The sequence below is a fragment of the Arthrobacter crystallopoietes genome, from assembly GCF_017603825.1.
Lineage (GTDB): Bacteria > Actinomycetota > Actinomycetes > Actinomycetales > Micrococcaceae > Crystallibacter > Crystallibacter crystallopoietes_B.
The window spans coordinates 2,623,725-2,638,478 of record NZ_CP072014.1; the positions used below are offsets into that span (position 1 = coordinate 2,623,725).

13 protein-coding genes are annotated in these 14,754 nt (G+C 65.9%); 7 read left to right on the plus strand and 6 right to left on the minus strand.

Features of this window, described 5'->3' with window-relative positions:
• Positions 1–27 precede the first annotated feature (27 nt).
• The 3 genes from J5251_RS12130 to J5251_RS12140 all read left to right on the plus strand — a co-directional run bounded on the left by J5251_RS12130 (position 28) and on the right by J5251_RS12140 (position 3,411).
• Positions 28–1,563: a putative bifunctional diguanylate cyclase/phosphodiesterase gene (locus tag J5251_RS12130; protein ID WP_208574119.1), complete on the plus strand. Its 1,536-nt coding sequence runs from the start codon at positions 28–30 to the stop codon at positions 1,561–1,563.
• A gap of 9 nt (positions 1,564–1,572) precedes the next feature.
• Positions 1,573–2,370 carry a class I SAM-dependent methyltransferase gene (locus J5251_RS12135; RefSeq protein WP_139005837.1) on the plus strand — a complete coding sequence of 266 codons (798 nt, stop codon included), beginning with the start codon at positions 1,573–1,575 and terminating at the stop codon, positions 2,368–2,370.
• Positions 2,371–2,508: 138 nt separating this feature from the next.
• The gene (locus J5251_RS12140; protein ID WP_139005836.1) at positions 2,509–3,411 is read left to right on the plus strand and encodes a formate/nitrite transporter family protein; all 903 of its coding nucleotides are present in this window, start codon (positions 2,509–2,511) and stop codon (positions 3,409–3,411) included.
• A 52-nt stretch (positions 3,412–3,463) separates the two neighbouring features.
• Here J5251_RS12140 and J5251_RS12145 read toward each other — a convergent pair whose 3' ends face one another.
• From J5251_RS12145 to J5251_RS12155, 3 genes are all read right to left on the minus strand, one after another.
• Entirely contained in the window at positions 3,464–3,697 is a 234-nt protein-coding gene (locus tag J5251_RS12145; RefSeq protein WP_208574120.1) for a hypothetical protein, read from the minus strand.
• Positions 3,698–3,830: 133 nt separating this feature from the next.
• Entirely contained in the window at positions 3,831–4,667 is an 837-nt protein-coding gene (locus J5251_RS12150) for a hypothetical protein (RefSeq protein WP_208574121.1), read from the minus strand.
• Positions 4,668–4,817: 150 nt separating this feature from the next.
• Positions 4,818–5,603, minus strand: a complete 786-nt coding sequence (locus J5251_RS12155) for a VOC family protein (protein ID WP_208574122.1) — start codon at positions 5,601–5,603, stop codon at positions 4,818–4,820.
• Positions 5,604–5,861: 258 nt separating this feature from the next.
• Here J5251_RS12155 and J5251_RS12160 point away from each other — a divergent pair, with 258 nt between their 5' ends.
• Both J5251_RS12160 and J5251_RS12165 read left to right on the plus strand, forming a co-directional pair.
• Entirely contained in the window at positions 5,862–7,325 is a 1,464-nt protein-coding gene (locus tag J5251_RS12160) for an aldehyde dehydrogenase family protein (protein ID WP_139005817.1), read from the plus strand.
• 145 nt (positions 7,326–7,470) lie between these two features.
• Entirely contained in the window at positions 7,471–7,809 is a 339-nt protein-coding gene (locus J5251_RS12165; RefSeq protein WP_139005816.1) for a hypothetical protein, read from the plus strand.
• Between the two features lie 158 nt (positions 7,810–7,967).
• On the opposite strand, the gene J5251_RS12170 is transcribed toward J5251_RS12165, so the two are convergent.
• From J5251_RS12170 to nirB, 3 genes are read right to left on the minus strand one after another with little or no spacing between them, the layout of a single operon-like run.
• Positions 7,968–9,176, minus strand: a complete 1,209-nt coding sequence (locus J5251_RS12170) for a uroporphyrinogen-III synthase (RefSeq protein ID WP_208574123.1) — start codon at positions 9,174–9,176, stop codon at positions 7,968–7,970.
• Entirely contained in the window at positions 9,173–10,201 is a 1,029-nt protein-coding gene (cobA, locus tag J5251_RS12175) for a uroporphyrinogen-III C-methyltransferase (RefSeq protein ID WP_208574124.1), read from the minus strand. Before cobA ends, J5251_RS12170 begins: the two co-directional genes overlap by 4 nt.
• 2 nt (positions 10,202–10,203) lie before the next feature.
• Entirely contained in the window at positions 10,204–12,981 is a 2,778-nt protein-coding gene (nirB, locus tag J5251_RS12180) for a nitrite reductase large subunit NirB (RefSeq protein WP_208574125.1), read from the minus strand.
• Between the two features lie 380 nt (positions 12,982–13,361).
• Between nirB and nirD the strand changes: the two genes are divergently transcribed.
• Positions 13,362–13,784, plus strand: coding sequence for a nitrite reductase small subunit NirD (nirD, locus tag J5251_RS12185; protein ID WP_208574126.1), 423 nt, complete (start codon positions 13,362–13,364; stop codon positions 13,782–13,784).
• Complete coding sequence (locus tag J5251_RS12190; protein ID WP_244250649.1) at positions 13,781–14,698, plus strand: sirohydrochlorin chelatase; 918 nt, start codon at positions 13,781–13,783, stop codon at positions 14,696–14,698. Before nirD ends, J5251_RS12190 begins: the two co-directional genes overlap by 4 nt.
• Positions 14,699–14,754 lie beyond the last annotated feature (56 nt).

Sequence of the window (14,754 nt, forward strand, 5' to 3'; positions counted from 1 at the left end):
CGTACGTTGCCATTTTGAAGGGAACCCATGGACTCCGCACCCGCTGAGGACCCGCGGCTGCAACAGCTGGTCGAGGGTGTCGTCAAGCTGGCCGCGGGTGACCTCAGCGCCAGGATCCAGCCGTCTGAGAAACGGGATGACATAGACGCCGTCATCACCGGCGTCAATCTGCTGGCCGAGGAGCTCCACTACATCTACTCCGACTTGGAACAGCGCGTCGAGGAGCGGACCGCGGCGCTCATCGAGGCACAGGCAAAGCTGCAGCGGATGGCGATGACGGATGCGCTCACCGGTCTGGCCAACCGCTCGACCCTGCGTGACCGGACGCAGGAGGCACTGGCTGCGGCTGAGGGCGGGAAACGTGCGCCGGCCGTGCTGATGCTGGACCTGGACTCTTTCAAACCGATCAATGACAGCCTCGGCCACGGTGCCGGGGACGAAGTCCTGGTGGAGGTGGGCCGCCGGCTGTGTTCAGCCGTCCGGGACACGGACACGGTGGCCCGGCTGGGCGGGGATGAGTTCGCTATCCTTATCCCCGAGGCCACCGAGGCGGATGTCCGGGCGATTGCGGATCGCGCGCAGGCGGCGCTGCAAAGCAGCATCACCGTGGGCACGGTCTCCGTCTGGGCAATGGCTAGCATCGGTGTGAGCATCGGCACCGAGGGGACGTCGGCCGCGTCCCTGCTCCGCGACGCCGACGTCGCCATGTACGAGGCCAAATCGCGCGGACGGAACAACGTCCAGATCTTCCACCCGTCAATGCTCCATGCCACGCAGCAGCGCTCGCGCACAGCTGCCGAACTGCGCAACGCCATTGAGAACGGCGAACTGTCGCTGTACTACCAGCCCGTGGTGGAGCTGGCCACCGGCAGCATCATCGGGATCGAGGCGCTGGTCCGCTGGGTGCATCCAACCCGCGGCATGATCATGCCGGAGAATTTTATCCCGGTGGCCGAGGAAACCGGACTCATCGTGGATCTGGGCCGGTGGGTCCTGCAGGAGGCGCTGCAACAGCTTAAGGCTTGGAACGACATCGAACCCTTGCCTGCGCACCTTAAGCTCCACCTGAATCTCTCCGCAGCGGAGCTGTTGCGCAACGACCTGCTGGAGGATATCGCAGGGTCGTTGGAGCGGTATGGCATCGACCCGGGACGGCTGGTTTTCGAGATCACCGAGACCGTGCTGATGACCCGGGAAACCGAAGAGGCACAGGTGCTGGGAAAAATCCGCGGGCTCGGCGTCGGACTGCAGATCGATGACTTTGGCACGGGCTATTCCTCCATCAGCTATCTGCGCTCGCTGCCCGCCGACACGGTGAAAGTGGACCAGTCCCTGATCGAGGGGATGGACAACGACGCCGGTCAGCGGACCTTCGTGGCGGCGGTCCTGCAGCTGATCGAGTCGGCGGGGTTGCAGGCTATTGTCGAGGGCATCGAGACCGCGGAGCAGGCTATCCAGCTGCGCCGGCTGGGCTGCCGCTTTGGCCAGGGCTATTACTTCGGCAGGCCTGTCCCGGCGGAAGAAACCGTGGCTTTACTCAATTCACCCCTGCCGCCTGCGTAAGGTAATTTCATGCCAAAAATCTGGGACTCGGCACTGCTGCTCCCCAAGCTAGCCCGCCTGGCTTCCCGCGTACCCAAAAATCCGCATCATGCGTGGGAAAACTACTGGGCCGGCATCACCCGCACGGGCAAAGACGGCGAGGTCCTGTGGGACGCCGCGGCCGAGTCCGAGCGCCTGAGCTACCTCGCGCCGATCAAGGAGCACTTTGATCCGGCGCTGCCGGTGGTCGACATCGGCTGCGGCAACGGAACCTACACGCGGTGGCTGGCCACCCTGTTCCCGCAGATGCTGGGCGTGGACGTCTCCGCCAGCGCCATCCGCCGTGCCCAGGCGGAGGCCGAAGCCGAAGGCATCCGTGACGTCGAGTTCGCGGCGATGGACGCGGTGGCCGACGGCGCCGGGGACCTGCTGCGCGAGCGGCTGGGCGGCTCCGCGAACGTGTTCCTCCGCGGCGTGCTGCATGTGCTCAAGCCGCAGGAACAGGCACGGCTGGCGGCGAACCTGCACACGCTGGCGGGGGAGCAGGGCCGAGTGTTCCTCGCCGAAACCAACTTCCAGGGCAACCGGTTCCAGTATGTTGGCCATCTTGGAGCCACCCGCCACGGCATTCCGCATCCGCTGCGGCGCGCCATCGAGGGCCTGCCAATGCCCGGACACTTCGGCCAGCGGGAGCTGACCGCGGTGTTTCCCGCCTCAAAGTGGCAGCTGCTGGCTGACGGGCCGGCGGTCATCGAGGCGGTGCCGATGAAACAGGACTCGGTGACGGAGCAAATTCCCGGCTACTTCGCCGTCTTGCAGACCAACTGAGCCCTGAATCTCACTGCCGCCGCCGAGACGGGTGAGGCTCAATTTACAGAGCAGACATCAAGGTGCAATCCGGCCGGGACACTGTTTCCGTAGCGTTGCTGCACATCAACGAGCAGCCGAACGAGCCATCGGAGGAACATGTCCTACGTCAAACCGGAACAGGTGGTCGAGGCAGCCGTCGCGGCGGGCAAGGCCAAGGCCGACGCGGGCAATCTGCAACTGCTGATGCGCGGCGTTCTCGGCGGGGCGATCCTCGCCTGCGCCACCACGCTGGCCCTGGTTGCGGCCGGACAGACCACAGGAATTGTCGGCGCGATCATCTTCCCGCTGGGCTTTGTGATCATCGTGATTCTTGGCCTGGAACTTGTTACCGGCGCCTTCGCCGTCATCCCGCTGGCGGTTCACCGGAAGCAGGCCTGCATGGCGGACATGCTGCGCAATTACGCCGTGGTCATCCTTGGGCATCTGGTCGGGTGCCTGGGGTACGGGGCGGCGTACGTCGCGGTGATCACCCGCATGGGGACTTCCGACGCCGACCCGATGGTCGCCACGCTGGTTAACCTCGCGGAGGCTAAAACACTGGCGTACGCCGAGCTGGGCGGCGCGGGGTTTGCGCTCGTGTTCATCAAGGCCGTCCTGGGCAACTGGATGGTCACGCTAGGGGTGGTGCTTGCGATGACCTCCACTTCCACTGGCGGCAAGATCCTGGCGATGTGGCTGCCGATCACGTGCTTCTTCGCCCAGGGTTTTGAGCACGCGGTGGTCAATATGTTCGTGATCCCGGCGGGCATGATGCTGGGCGCCGATGTGGGTGTGGGGGACTGGTGGCTGTGGAACCAGGGGCCCGTGCTGCTGGGCAATTTCCTCGGCGGGGTGCTGCTGACCGGGTTCGCGCTCTACTTCGCGCACCTCAAAACCCCTGCTGCGGGGCCACTGCCGGAGCTGCAAGAGGAGCAGGGGTACGGGCTGGCGGAGCAACTCCAGCTGGAGAACGAACTGGAGACACTGGCGTCCGCACAGGGCGTGCCGGCCAAACGCTGACGGGACGCGCTGAGCCGAACGGCAGGCGTTTCCCGGCAGTGCGACCCTGGGTTCAGTGTCCCGACCCAGGCCCATCCACGCGGCGCTCGTCTGAAGCTTCCCGGGCATGCTCCTTGGCTTCTTGCTGGTGCTGCTCGAGCTTTTCCTCGGCTTCGCGCCGCCGCTTGGAAACGGCCCTCGGGTCGTCGACGGGCAACGCTCCGCCTGTCTCGATGGGCCCGGTATGCGGGCTGCCGTCATGCTCGCGGCGGCCGTGGCCGGAGGGGTCCGGTTCGTTTTCGTTCATGTGCGCATAGTTCCACATTCGTTACGCCGGCAAAAGGGCGTATGCATCAACTGAGAAGTGGTCTCTGACTCCGGGCCGTTCGCGGCCGGGTGCTCCCGGGGCTCCGCGCGGTGTCGGCCCGGCGCACCCGGAGTCAGAGCTTTTTACCGGCCAGGAGCGTGGCCGCCGCTGTTCCCCGCGCACCCGCGCAGTTCTTGGTGTAGGTGCCGAAGATGAGTTTGCTGTTCACGCCCATCCGGAAGGCCATGCAGTCCGCTGCCTGTTCTATCCCGCCCGTACCGGTGGTTTTGTAGATCTTGTTCAGTTTGGCCCGCAGCGTTCCCTGCTGCGACGGCGGGTAGAGGCTGAACTCGCGGATGTGCGCGCATTCATGCAGGGCCGCATATTTCAGCAGGTTGCCCGCCGGCCGGCGGGCGACATTCATCCGCAGTGAGGTGCTGTAGGTGTAGCTGCGCAGCCGGTCCTCTTCCAGGATGATCACGTTGGGGCAGTACTTTTTGACCTGGTTGTAGACGGTCTTCTTATAGCCCTTGTACGACCTGGGGTTCTCGTGCCGCAGCGTGACGTGCTTCGATTCCCACCGGGCTTCCTTGCTGCTGGCGTTGACCACCAGGCGGTACTTCTTCTTGACGGTGGCCCCGGTGTGGGTGGTCCGGACGGTAACTGCCGTGGAGGTGGCCTTCCCGGCCTGCTTCTTCCAGGTCAGCCTCTGCAGCGTGATCCACTTGCCATTACGCGATTCCTGCAGCACACCTGACCGGTTGGTCTTGATGTTCCTCAGGACGTACTGCTGCGAGAAGCGTTTATAGGAAGCGACATAACCGCCCGCGTTGCTGAACAAGGCCTTCGAATTCGAACTTCCGACGGCCACGACGGACGTGGCGGGCAGGGCGGCCGTAGCCGGCGCTGCGGGAAGCATCACTGAGGCTGTGAGGGCGCTGCAGAGCAGGGCAGTAGTTAGGCGCTTCACGTCGAGGTCTTTCTCGAGTGACGGGCAAGGCCCTACTGCCCCGCTGGAGGAACTGCCCGCGAATGATTATGGATGGGACTCCATAATCGGTGCACCGCGTACTTGGGTCAACGCCCCAATAATGGGGGCCCGGTGTTGAGTATTAGGGAATCAGCCCTCCACTGCCGGCTCCTGCAGCACCCAGAAAATGGCGCCGTGCGGATCCTGCAGCATGGCTATCCGCCCCACGCCCGGAATATCCACCGGTTCCCGCAAGACCGTCCCGCCGCCCTTCTGCGCAACAACGACGGCGGTGTCCGCGTCTTCGGTGCCGAAGTAGACCTCCCAGCGCGGAGATCTGTCCTCGGTCTCGGGCTCCTTGAAGCCTGCCACGTACATTCCCGCGGCCTTGAGCATGGTGAAAGTACCGCCGTCGACCTGCTCCTCGTGCGGCTCCCCGCCGAGCACGGCGAGGTAGAACGGCACGGCGTGGTCCCAGTTGTCCGCTGCCAGTTCATGCCAGACGATGGTGCCGGGCTCATTGATCAGCCCGGCACCGGTGTGCTGCCCGGATTCCCACAGCAGCAGCGGCGTCCCGATACCGTCCTCGATGGCGGCCATGCGTCCGGACCCGGACACATCCGTGGCGGGCATGACGACCAGTCCGCCGGCGGGGATCACTTTCTCCAGCGTGGCATCAAGGTCATCGACGGCAAAGTAGGTGTTCCAGGCAGTGGGCACACCTGCTTCCACCGCTTCCGTGGTCTGCCCGGCGATGGCGGCGACGGGAATGCCGCCGATCGTGGCCGTAGCGTAGCTGCCCTGGGCCGAACTGGTGCTGTCCGTGTACCGCCAGCCGAACAGGGCATTGTAGAACGTCTTGGACGCCTCCGGATCCGGCGACTGCAGGTCGACCCACGCCGGGGCGCCCTGCGGAAACTTTTCGACTGTGCTCATGGCTGCTCCTGTGTTCGGGCGGCTGATGTTGCAGTTCCCGGCCAGTCTAATCGCGCGCACGGACAGGATGGCGCCGGAGGAGGACACAGGTCTCCCGCCTGCCTGGAAGTGCGGAAGGCGGGATAGACGTGCACCTATCTTTCCGCCGTCGTGCGTGGTAGCAAGGGAAGTAACCTTATTTTTCATTGCAGGCGCGGCTGTGCGTGTTGCAGTGCGCGGGCGCGGACACCGGGCGCCTGCCGGACAGGGAGGCACATCATGGCAATTCAGCGTGACCTGATCATCGGCGGAAAGCACGTTGCCGCCGTATCCGGCAAGACCACCGAGGACATCAACCCCTACACAGGACAGCCCTACGCCACGGTGGCTGCCGCCGGTGTGGAGGACATGACCCGTGCTGTCGACGCCGCCGCCGGGGCCTTCGATCAATGGGCGGGCATGGCGCCGAGCGCACGGCGGAAGATCTTCCTGCGGGCGGCCGACCTCCTCGAGGAACGGGCCGAAGACGGCGTCTCGCTGATGGCCGGCGAAGTGGGCGGCGTGCGGAGCTGGGCCCTGTTCAATATCGGCCTGGCCGCGAACATTCTGCGTGAAGCGGCGGCAGCAACCACCGCTCCGCAGGGCGATGTGCTCGCCACGGATATGCCCGGCGTGTACTCCCTGGCGGTCCGGCAGCCGTTCGGCGTGGTGGGTGCCATGTCGCCGTGGAACGCGCCGTTCATCCTGGGCATCCGGGCGATCGCGGTTCCGCTGGCGGTGGGAAACACGGCGGTGCTGAAGCCGAGCGAGGACGCGCCGCTGTCCTGCGGACTGTTCCTGGCCGACGCGCTGCTTGACGCCGGGATCCCCGACGGGGTGCTGAATGTGGTGACCAATGCGCCCGAGGATGCGGCCGACGTCGTAAGCACCATGATCGCCGATGAGCGCGTCCGCTGTGTGAACTTCACCGGCTCCACTGCCGTGGGCCGGAAGATCGGCATGCAGGCGGCCGAGCACCTGAAGCCGGCCGTTCTTGAGCTCGGCGGGAAGAACAGCCTGGTGGTGCTCAAGGACGCAGACCTGGACTATGCGGTGAATGCGGCGGCCTTCGGGTCCTTCATGAATGCCGGGCAGATCTGTATGTCGGTGGACCGGGTGGTGGTGGACAAGAGCCTGGCAGCCGAGTTCACCGAACGGTTCGCGGCGAAGGTCTCAGCGTTGCCGACCGGCGACCCGACCGACCCGGAGACCGTAATCGGGCCTGCCGTCAATGCGAAGTCCGCGCAGCGCCAGTACAGCCTGATCGACGACGCTCTGGCCAAGGGTGCGACCGCCGTGGCAGGCGGCCACAAGCTGGAAAACTCGCTGGTTCCTGCCACCGTGCTGACCGGGACCACGCCGGATATGAAGATCTACCACGATGAGATCTTCGGCTCCGCGACTACCGTGCTGGAGGCCGACAGCCCGGAGCATGCAATCGAGCTGTCCAACGACACTAAGTACGGCCTGACCGCGGGCGTGATCACCGAGAACATCCACGAGGGACTTAAGGTGGCGCAGCGGCTGCGTACCGGGATTGTCCATGTGAATGATCAGCCGGTGGCGGACGAGCCCATGGCACCGTTCGGCGGCGTGCAGAACTCCGGCTACGGCAAGTTCGGCGGGCAGGCCGGGATCGATTCGTTCAGCGAGCTGCGCTGGGTGACCATTCAGCAGTACGGCCACGCGCAGTACCCGTTTTAGCGGGAAAACGTCGTCTTCTTGCGGTTAGATAACAAGTGAAACGAATGATCGGTAAATCCTTCCATCAACCTGTCCTACAAGGTATCGTATGTGTCTGTTGTCACTACGAGGATAGTGAACCGAGACTCCCTGGAAAGGGGACAAAATGCCGCATGAGGTGGCGATGCTACGTACCGACGGGCCGGTGGCCACGAGGCCCTCAGACAGCACGTTGGAGCTTGGCGAATTTCTTGGCGCGCACGGCGAATGCCTCCTGCAGGAAATCCAAACCCTGTTGGCAGAGCTCGACGGCAAGGTCACCCGGTACACCTGGCTGAAGTCTTCCCAGGAAGCACCGAAGGAACAGCGGGCCGAGAACATGCGGTCCCTGGCCTTCATGCAGACGGCGCTGGAGGACATCACTGCCACGGTGGTCGGCATTTCAATGAGTTCCCAGAGCGGTCCAGGCACAGGAACTTCCGACCGGCTTTCCAGCTGCGGCTAGCGCGCCGGCTGCAGCGCGGGGGTACGTCTCGTCCCTAGGGGGACCGCTGTCCGTAACTACGGCGGTGATGAGGCCGGCTGCGGCAGTTCAGCGGCGGTGCCCGGATGAGCCGAACTGACCCGGCTGCGGTTACCGGCAGGGGTAGCTGCTGGCCGGGGCTAGACGTTCAGGCGGTAGCCGCGCTTGATGACGGTGGCCACCAGCGACGCATCCGGCAGTGCTTGGCGGAGCCGGCTGATGGCCATGTCCAAAGCGTGTTCGCCAGGAGCGTCCGGCAGGCACTCGATAAGTGTTTCCCGGGGCAGGACAGCGCCGCCGGCCGCGGCCAAGGCCCGGAAGATCGCCATGGGCGTGGGCGAGAGATCCACTCGTTCCTCGCCTAAAATGACCGAGCGGCCGCGGATTTCAACGGCACCGAGAGCGGTATCCACGCGCTGGATCTGGTTCTCGGACAGGTGCTCCACCACCAGCCGGATAAGGGCTCCCATGCGGTAGCGCTCCGGCATAATGGGACGGATGCCCGCGTCCTCCAGCGGCTTCGCGGTGACCGGTCCGACGGCTGCGGCAACGACGTCGTTCTTGAAGGCAGCTACCAAGGCATTGTAAACGCCCATCTCATGTGCAGTGCTCCACAACGCATCCACTGCGGGGGCACTGGTGAAAGTGACCACGTCGAGGTGCCGGTTCACGGCGGCCTCGATGAGCCGGGGGACGTTGTCGCCGGCGCCTTCCGGCTTGACCCACCGGTACGGAGTGACGGTCAGCACCGAGGCGCCTGCCGCGCGCAGCCGGGCCAGCTGCTCGGTGTCGGTGTAGCCGTGCAGTTGGATGGCGACCATGAGGCCGTCCACGCCTTCCTCAAGCAGCATGTCCACCATGGTGGCGGTGCGTTCGTCGTGGCTTATGCCCACATCGTTCAAACCGGCCGCGCGGACGGCGCCGCGGGCCTTGGGTCCGCGGACGAAGATCCGGGAGGCCTCAAGCACGTCCATCAGGTCCTCGCCGAGACCATGGGCATCGGCCGCCTCTGACCAGCGGCGCATGCCGTAGGCCGTGGTGATCAAGGTGATGTCGGGGCGGGCGTGCAGGATTGCGGCCGTGTCCTGCATGAGCAGATGGTCCTCTTCAACGGGGGCGATCTTCATCGCGGGGGCATGCAGCACCACGGCGCCGCGCCGCTCCAAGGCGGAGATGAGGTCTTCGGACCGGCGGTCGGAAGTGACACCGATGCGGAAGCCCGCGAGGGCCTCCGCGTTCGGCAGCGCCAGGACCGGCAGAGGGCCGGTGGCCGGGTTGGCTGCTCCCGTGTCCGGGCCAGCGGTTCCCGCGTCCGGATCAGTGCGGTCGGTCAGGGGTGCTGCGCTCATTGTGCTCCCACGCTGTCCGCCAGCCGGGCAAGCCGGCCCGCAGTCTCCTTGCAGCCGTGGGCGAGCTTGACCACTTCGCCGATCACGAGGATCGCGGGAGACTTGACCCGCGCAGCGCCGGCTGCGGTGACGATGCCTGTCAGTGTGGAGACCGTGGTGCGCTGTGAGTCGCTGTAGCCGCGCTCCACGATAGCCACCGGCATGTCGGCCCGCATGCCGGCACGGCGCAGACCGGCCGTGAACTGGGGCAGCGTCCCCACACCCATCAGGACGACGACGGTGCCGCCGAGGCCCGCGAGATGCAGGTGCTCGTCATCAGTCAGCGGGGCGTGTCCCGAGACCACGGTGAACATGTGGCTCACCTCGCGGTGGGTGACCGGGATTCCGGCGGCGGCCGGAACGGAGATGGCGCTGGTGACACCGGGAATCACGCTGACCGGCACGCCGGCCTTGGCGCAGCTGATGACCTCCTCGCCGCCGCGGCCGAACACGAACGGGTCGCCGCCCTTGAGCCGGACCACGTTGTTGCCCGCCAGGGCCGACTGGATCATCAGGTTTTCGATGTCGGCCTGCTTGACCTTGTGGTGGCCGGGCTGCTTGCCCACGTCGATCAGCTCGGCGCCGGGGGCCAGGACGGTCAGGTTCCGGTGCGGGGCAAGCCGGTCGAAGTAGACCACGTCCGCCTCGAGCAACGCCTGGCGTGCCCGCACCGTGAGCAGGTCATCCGTGCCCGGGCCGCCGCCAACCAACGTGACGCGGCCGCCGGGCGCAGCGGCTTCCTCGTTGACCAGAAGGACCCCGCGGCGGCGGCAGGTTTCCGGCAACGGCAACCAGCCGCTGTCGCCGTCGTTGATTGCCGCTACCATCACGACGCCGTCCAGCAGTTCGGAACGGAAATCTGCGGGGGAGGCGAGCGTATGCACGGTGGCTCCGGCGGCGCGGTAGCGGCGGATGGCGCGGCGTGCGGCCGCGGGGGCACCCGTGACCAGGACTGTCTGGCCGGTGAGGTCGGCGTTGAGCTGCATGGTTACTCCTGTGAAGCGGGCTGGCGGACGGGGATTGAAGCGCCCAGCAGGACCGGGCCTTCACCGGTGGCTGCCGCTGCGCGCTCATCATCTGTGGCGGGCCGGATCATCCCGCGCTCGCTGACGTTCGCGATGGAATCATCCTTCTGGTCCGGGGCGTTCACGAAGGAGCGGAAACGCCGCAGCCGGTCCGGGTCCTTCAGAGTAGCGGCCCACTCATCCTCGTAGTTATCAACGTGACGTGCCATTGCTGCCTCGAGGTCATGGGCGATCCCCAGGACGTCATTGATGACGACATCCTTGACATGTTCGATGCCGCCGTCCAGGTCTTCCACCCAGCGGGCGGTGCGCTGCAGCCGGTCCGCAGTGCGGATGTAATACATCAGGTAGCGGTCGATGTACTTGAGAAGGGTTTCGTTGTCCAGGTCTTTGGCCAGCAGTTGGGCGTGCGCCGGGTTGGCCCCGCCGTTTCCGCCTACATACAGGTTCCAGCCGTCCGCGGTGGCGATCACACCGACGTCCTTGCCTCGGGCTTCGGCGCACTCCCGGGCACAGCCGGAAACACCCATCTTGAACTTGTGCGGGGCCCGCAGCCCGCGGTACCGCAGCTCCATCGCGATGCCCATGGCCACCGAGTCCTGCACGCCGAAACGGCACCAGGTGGACCCGACGCAAGTCTTCACATTGCGCAATGCTTTGCCATATGCCTGGCCCGACTCGAAGCCGGCCTCGACCAGTTCCTTCCAGATGTCGGGCAGCTGCTCCAGCCGGGCGCCGAACATGTCGATCCGCAGGGCGCCGGTGAGCTTGGTGTAGAGGCCGTACTTCTGTGCCACGCGGGCAATCACGGCGAGCTTCTCGGGAGTGATCTCGCCGCCCGGGATGCGCGGGACCACCGAGTAGGTGCCGTTCTTCTGCATGTTGGCCAGTGCACGGTCGTTGGTGTCCTGCAGCGTGCCGCGGCCGCCGTCGAGCGGGTATTCGGTCAGCTGTGACGCGAGGATGGAGCCAATGGCGGGCTTGCAGATGTCGCAGCCCAGCGGGGCACTGGTTGCCGTGGTGCCATCCTCGAGCTCCAGCTCCACGGGGGTGCCGAAGCGCAGGAAAATCTCCTCGGCACTGGTCAGCCCCAAGGCACGCACTGCCTCGAAGAGCTCCGCGCGGGAGAGGGAGAAATGCTCGCACAGGGCTTTGGAAACTGTGATGCCGTTCTTGGTCAGCTCGGTTTCGAGCAGCTTCTTGAGCATCGGCACGCACGAGCCGCACTGGGTGCCGGCGCGGGTGCAGGCCTTCAGCCCGCCGAGGTCCTGGACCGGGTCCTGGCCTTCGCAAGCGCCGCAGCCGTTGACCGCGTCCCGGATGGAGCCGGCCGCCACGTTGTTGCACGAACACAGGATCGCATCGTCCGGCAGTTCAGTGTCCGGAGCGTCCCCGCCGCCGGCAGCGGAGAGATACGCACCGGGTTCGGCGGGCAGCTCGCGGCCCAGCAGCGGGCGCAGGCTCTGGTACGGGGCGGCATCACCAACGAAGATGCCGCCGAGCAGGGTCTTGGCGTCGTCGGTGGTGACGATCTTCTGGTAGACGCCTCGGGCCGGATCCGCGTAAACAATTTCCAGCGCATGCTCGGTCTTGGCGAAGGCGTCGCCGAAGCTGGCGACATCAACGCCGGAGAGTTTGAGTTTGGTGGCGGTGTCGAAGCCGGCGAAGGTCGCCTGCCCGCCGGACAGCCGGTCCGCGACGATCTCCGCCATGGAGTTCGCAGGCGCCACCAGTCCTACACACATGCCGCCGAAGTTGGCGACTTCGCCCACGGCCCAGATATTCTCGACGTCGGTGGCGCAGGTTTCGTCGATTACGATGCCGCCACGAGCGCCCATCCGGAAGACGGGGACGAAGTCCTCATCGCCCAGCTCGACCGGTGTGCCGGCGGCCTGGCTGGCGGCGGCCTCGGCTTCGGCCTTGGCCCGGTTGTTGAGGGTGCGCGCCAGCTCGTCGCGTGGCCGGACGCCGATGGAGACCACCACCATGTCCGCCGGGATGATCCGGCCGTCTGCCATTTCCACGCCGGTGACCACGGATTCGCCATCCGCACCGGGCTCGGTCAGGACGGCTTTGGGGAATACGCCGCCGTGAACCTCCAGGCCCTTTCCGGCGACGAGCCGGCCCATGGCCTGGCCCGCGCCCTCGTCCAGCTGTGTACCCATCAGCCACTTGCCGCCGTCGATAATCACCGGATGGGCGCCGAGGCTCTGCAACCCGGCCGCGGCCTCCAGCCCCAGCAGCCCGCCGCCGATCGTCACCGCGTTGATGGTGCGGCCATGCTTCGCGGTCAGCTCGGCGACCTGTTGATTGATGCCCCAGACGTCCTCCAGGGTGCGGTAAACGCTGGTGTGTTCGTTGCCCGGGATCGGCAGGGTGGCCGCGTTGGAGCCGGTGGCCAGCACCAGCTCGTCGTACGGGTAGCGGGCGCCGCCCTCCGTAATGACTTCTTTGGCGGCCAGGTCCAGATCCACTGCACGTGCCCCGGTAACCAAGGTGACGCCGTCGTTCTCCCAGAGACTTTTCTCGCCCAGCGTAAGGTCCACGTCCGTTTCGGTCAGCGCCTTGCTCAACGCCACGCGGTCGTACGGCAGATGGACTTCCTCGGTCAGCACGGTGATGACCGTTTGGCCGGCGGCGATGGTGTTCCGGGCGCACATGGCCTCGACGAAGCGGTGAGCCGCGGGGCCGCCGCCGATGACCACAATCCTGCGCGATGCAGTGGATTCCGACTGGTTCATGGGCCTACCTCTGGTTAGGGTGCAGTTTCCTCGCCCCGGCCTGAGCAGTGTTACCTGCAGGTTCCGGTGCATTGCATCCCAGCGTAGGATCCCGCCGTTGCGCTCGAATTTCCCTGCTGTTTCCCGCAGTTGACTTTTCCCTAGCCATTTCCGGGGCATGGCGTGAAGAATCCGAAACCTGCCCGAAACAAACGACGGCGGGGCGCACCATCCGCTGGGATTTGCCCGTTCGATGGGGAAGGTCCGGCGCATCACAGGTGCCTTTCCGGGGCCGTGAGAAGCGTTTTACGAACCCGAAACAGCGCCGAGGGCCGGATGAAACACGGGCTCCGTAGCTTGGTAGCCATCGACAACCGATTCAACACCGAACGGGGTTCATGATGACCGCACTTACCGCTCCCGAGATACTTACGGCGTCCGAGCTGCGCCCTGACGCACTGGCCGCCGATGCCCTCGAGTGGCATACCGTCTGCCGCGTTGCCGATCTGGAAGTTGCCTGGGGCGAGGCCGCGCTGATCGATGGCGAACAGGTGGCTCTGATCAAGGTCTCCGCCAGCGAGGTCTACGCGGTTTCCCACCGCGACCCGGCTACCGGAGCCCACGTTATGGCCCGCGGCATCGTCGGTAATAAGGGCTGGCACCGGACGCTCGCGTCACCCTTGTACAAAGAGGTCTACGACTTGGCGACGGGCGAATGCTTCACCGATCCGGCCTTGTCCCTGCGCGTCTACCCGGTCCGGCTCCGGGATGGTGTGGTGACCGTTGGAGTGCCGGGCCGCGCCGCCGTCGGAATCGCCGCATGACTGTTACTGACGCACTGACCGACACACCGTTTGAAAACACCGCCACCGTAAAGACGCTGAACGGGCGGCTCCTGCCGAGGCGGCCGAGGCGGATCCCGCTGCCGGCGCCTGATTCTGCTGAAATGCCGGACAAGGTGATCTGCGAGCCGTGGGGTGGATTGGTGGATGTTCACACCGTGGCTTCGCTGGTGGCGGCGTCCCACGGCACCAGTTCGCCGGCCGGCCAGGCAGCCATTGGCAACCTGGTCCGTGCCGTGGCCAGGCGCCGGCCGGATCTGCACGTGGCGGAGGCGTTCGTGGATGTGCAGCAGCCCGACGTCGCTACCGTTCTGGGCGGGCTGGCTCGAGAGGCCAGGTTGTCGGAACCCGCTGCCCCGGGTGGTCGAAAACGGATAGTGCCGCTGCTGCTCTCCGCCGGTTACCACGTCCACGTTGACCTGGCCGAAGCCGCCGCGGGGCACGGGGATGCGTCTGTGGCCGGTGCCCTCGGCCCAGAGCAGCGGCTGGTCAAGGTCCTGGCCCGGCGCCTGCAGGAAGCCGGTCTGCGCCGCGGCGACCACGTCATCCTTGGTTCGGCGGGCTCCACCGATGCCCGGGCCGTGGCCGACTGTGAAATCACGGCACAGATGCTGGGTAAGTACCTTGGAATGAACGTGGCCACCGGCTACATCTCCGCCGCGCAGCCCGAGCTGAAGTCAGCCGTCTCTGCGGGGCAGGCCAGAATTTCCAAACGGCGCTTCGCCGCCCGGAACGCGCGCGTGGTGGTGGCGACCTACCTGCTGGCTCCCGGGTATTTCGCCTCGCTGGCTGCGGGCTGCGGCGCCGATATCGTCACGGAACCGCTGCTGGTGCCGGATCAGGAACCGCCCGCCGAACTGGTCAACCTGGTGCTGGACAGGTTCAGCCGCGGCTGAGGCCCGGCTTTCCGGTAACTCGCCGCCGTAAGCCAGTGCGGCGTGTCATGCATGTG

Excerpts from the sequence above, each read along its gene's own strand:
- J5251_RS12130 (WP_208574119.1), top strand. The coding sequence starts at position 28 with ATGGACTCCGCACCCGCTGAGGACCCGCGGCTGCAACAGCTGGTCGAG.
- J5251_RS12135 (WP_139005837.1), top strand. The coding sequence starts at position 1,573 with ATGCCAAAAATCTGGGACTCGGCACTGCTGCTCCCCAAGCTAGCCCGC.
- J5251_RS12140 (WP_139005836.1), top strand. The coding sequence starts at position 2,509 with ATGTCCTACGTCAAACCGGAACAGGTGGTCGAGGCAGCCGTCGCGGCG.
- J5251_RS12145 (WP_208574120.1), bottom strand. The coding sequence starts at position 3,697 with ATGAACGAAAACGAACCGGACCCCTCCGGCCACGGCCGCCGCGAGCAT.
- J5251_RS12155 (WP_208574122.1), bottom strand. The coding sequence starts at position 5,603 with ATGAGCACAGTCGAAAAGTTTCCGCAGGGCGCCCCGGCGTGGGTCGAC.
- J5251_RS12160 (WP_139005817.1), top strand. The coding sequence starts at position 5,862 with ATGGCAATTCAGCGTGACCTGATCATCGGCGGAAAGCACGTTGCCGCC.
- J5251_RS12165 (WP_139005816.1), top strand. The coding sequence starts at position 7,471 with ATGCCGCATGAGGTGGCGATGCTACGTACCGACGGGCCGGTGGCCACG.
- J5251_RS12170 (WP_208574123.1), bottom strand. The coding sequence starts at position 9,176 with ATGAGCGCAGCACCCCTGACCGACCGCACTGATCCGGACGCGGGAACC.
- cobA (WP_208574124.1), bottom strand. The coding sequence starts at position 10,201 with ATGCAGCTCAACGCCGACCTCACCGGCCAGACAGTCCTGGTCACGGGT.
- nirB (WP_208574125.1), bottom strand. The coding sequence starts at position 12,981 with ATGAACCAGTCGGAATCCACTGCATCGCGCAGGATTGTGGTCATCGGC.
- nirD (WP_208574126.1), top strand. The coding sequence starts at position 13,362 with ATGACCGCACTTACCGCTCCCGAGATACTTACGGCGTCCGAGCTGCGC.
- J5251_RS12190 (WP_244250649.1), top strand. The coding sequence starts at position 13,781 with ATGACTGTTACTGACGCACTGACCGACACACCGTTTGAAAACACCGCC.